Below are 2,479 nucleotides of genomic sequence, written 5' to 3' on the forward strand. Positions count from 1 at the left end.
CGCTCGCCCGGCGGCACCGACAGCGTGACCGAGCGCGGCGTCGCGCCGGCGCTGGGCGGCCAGGCGTCGCGCACCTCGGCGCGCAACCGCCGCGTACCGGGGTTCTCCACGATGAGGGAGACCGAGGCCTCCTCGCCGAGGCGGACGTTCGTGTCACCGGAGCGGTGCAGGCCGAGCGCGCGGACGTTGCCCGCCAGCGCCAGGTCGGCCGCAACCAGGGCCACGATCAGGGCGTTCGCCGCGAGCAGCGTCCACCAGCTCGGCACGCTGACCATCACCACCGCGCCGAGCAGCGCCAGGAGCCCGGTACGACCGGTCAGCGCCATGCCGTACCTCTCAACGGGGTGCGGGGACGGTGGTGAGCACGCCGTCGAGCACGCCGTCGGTCGTCGCACCCTCCAGCTCGGCCTCGGGCCGCAGCTGCACGCGGTGGCGGAGCGTCGGCCGGGCGAGGGCCTTCACGTCGTCCGGGCGCACGTAGTCGCGGCCCGACAGCCACGCCCACGCCCGCGCCGTCGCCAGCAGCGCGGTCGCGCCACGGGGGGAGACGCCGAGCTGGAGCGAGGGCGACTGCCGCGTGGCCCGGCACAGGTCGACGACGTAGCCACTGACCTTCGGGTCGACCCGGATGCGGCGTACGGCGTCGCGCCCGGCCGCCAGGTCGGCCGGCCCGGCGACGGGCTTGACCCCGGCCGCGTCCAGGTCGCGCGGGTCGAACCCGGAGGCGTGCCGCTGGAGTACGGCGATCTCGTCCTCTCGCGAGGGCACCGGCACGGTCAGCTTCAGCAGGAACCGGTCGAGCTGTGCCTCAGGCAGCGCATAGGTGCCCTCGTACTCGATCGGGTTCTGCGTGGCGCACACCACGAACGGGTCGGGCAGCGGGCGCGGCACGCCCTCTACCGACACCTGCCGCTCCTCCATCGACTCCAGCAGCGACGCCTGGGTCTTGGGCGGCGTGCGGTTGATCTCGTCGGCGAGCAGGAGGTTGGTGAAGACCGGCCCCTCGCGGAACTCGAACTCCGACGTCCGGTTGTCGTACACGAGCGAGCCCGTGACGTCGCCCGGCATCAGGTCGGGGGTGAACTGCACGCGCTTGAAGTCCAGCCTCAGCGACTGCGCCAGAGTGCGGATGAGCAGTGTCTTGGCGACACCCGGCACGCCTTCGAGCAGGACGTGCCCGCGGCACAGCAGGGCGATGACCAGGCCGGTCACCACGGCGTCCTGCCCGACGACCGCCTTGGCGACCTCACCGCGCAGCGCCATCAGCGCGGCACGGGTGTCCTGCGCCGGAACGTCGTCCGACGGCTCGGTGCCGTAGATGTCAGATCCCTGTCGCTCCGTCACGAGCTGCGAACCTGCCTTTCGAGTTCGTCGAGGTAGCCGGAGAGCCGGACCAGCTCGACGTCGTCCATTGGTGGAGGACCGTACAGCGCCGCGCCGATGGCGGCGTACGGCTCTCCCGTGTGCGCCGAGATGCCGGCGATGATCTCGTTCGCCATGGCCGGGTCGGAGGCGGCGCTCTTCGGCATGCCGAGCAGGGCGGTGAGGCGTTCGAGCGCCCCGGCGCGCAGCGCCATGGCCGCGCGGTCGCCGGCCTTGCGCGAGCGGTACAGCCGGGCGCGCCCCTCGACGGCCTCCGCGGAGCGCACCACCACGGGTAGCGGCTCGACCACCACCGGGCCCAGCCGGCGCGCCCGCCACAGCGCGACCAGCACCACCGCGATCACCGCCTGCAGCACCGCGAGCTTCACGCCGAACGGGACCAGCTCGGTGAACGACTTCTGTCCGCCGGCGCCGGGCGGCGGCGGGGCCGGCAGCAGCCAGACGACGTTCGAGCGGGAGCCGAGGAGGTTCATGCCGAGCGCGGCGCCGCCGTTGTCGGTGAGGCGCTCGTTGGTGAACGGCTCGCCGGATCCGAGCACCGTGACGTTCGCGCCGTTCACCGGCAGCTGGACGAGGCTCGGCCGGCCGTCCCCGAGGTAACACCGCGTCGCACCGGCGGGGGTCCGGTACACCTGACCGCTGATGAGGCCGATCGAGCCGGCGTTCGCCGCGGCGGGCAGCGAGCAGCCGGGGGAGATCGTGCCGGAGGTGACGCCGTCGGGCTCGACGCCGGGGGCGAGCGCGTCCAGCGTCTCGCCGGTCGGTTCGAGCAGCAGCCGGTCGCCGGGCAGGGCGCGCAGGGTGGTCAGGTCGGCGGAGGTCAGCCGGTCCGGCCGCGCGATCACCAGGAGCGTGTCGGGATCGGAGTTCAGCGAGTCGGCCGCCGCGGACACGCTGCGCGCCACGGTCACCGGGGTGCCGTGCTGCCGGGTGATCTCGACGAGCGCGCGGGTGCCCTGCTGTCCCGGCGACTCGGGGTCGAGGTACTCCGCGCGGACCGTCGGCCGCAGCGCGGCGAGCACCACGCCGATGACGGCCAGCGCCAGCAGGACGATCAGGACGCCGCGCGAGCGCCGCCAACGCCGGCCCGCGACCT

General features: G+C 74.0%; 2 protein-coding genes and 1 pseudogene. All 3 read right to left on the bottom strand.

Annotated elements, in window-relative coordinates:
* Window positions 1-326, bottom strand: a pseudogene (locus ACFFNX_RS47565) (DUF58 domain-containing protein); the annotation flags it as partial.
* Window positions 327-336: 10 nt separating this feature from the next.
* On the bottom strand, window positions 337-1,263 hold the full coding sequence (locus ACFFNX_RS47570) for an AAA family ATPase (protein WP_378213018.1): 927 nt from the start codon (window positions 1,261-1,263) through the stop codon (window positions 337-339).
* A 77-nt stretch (window positions 1,264-1,340) separates the two neighbouring features.
* Window positions 1,341-2,479 (bottom strand): DUF4350 domain-containing protein (locus ACFFNX_RS47575; RefSeq protein WP_378213017.1); only part of this gene is annotated, 1,139 nt, incomplete at its 5' end.

This window comes from Actinoallomurus acaciae (genome assembly GCF_042429965.1).
Classification (GTDB): Bacteria; Actinomycetota; Actinomycetes; order Streptosporangiales; family Streptosporangiaceae; genus Actinoallomurus; species Actinoallomurus acaciae.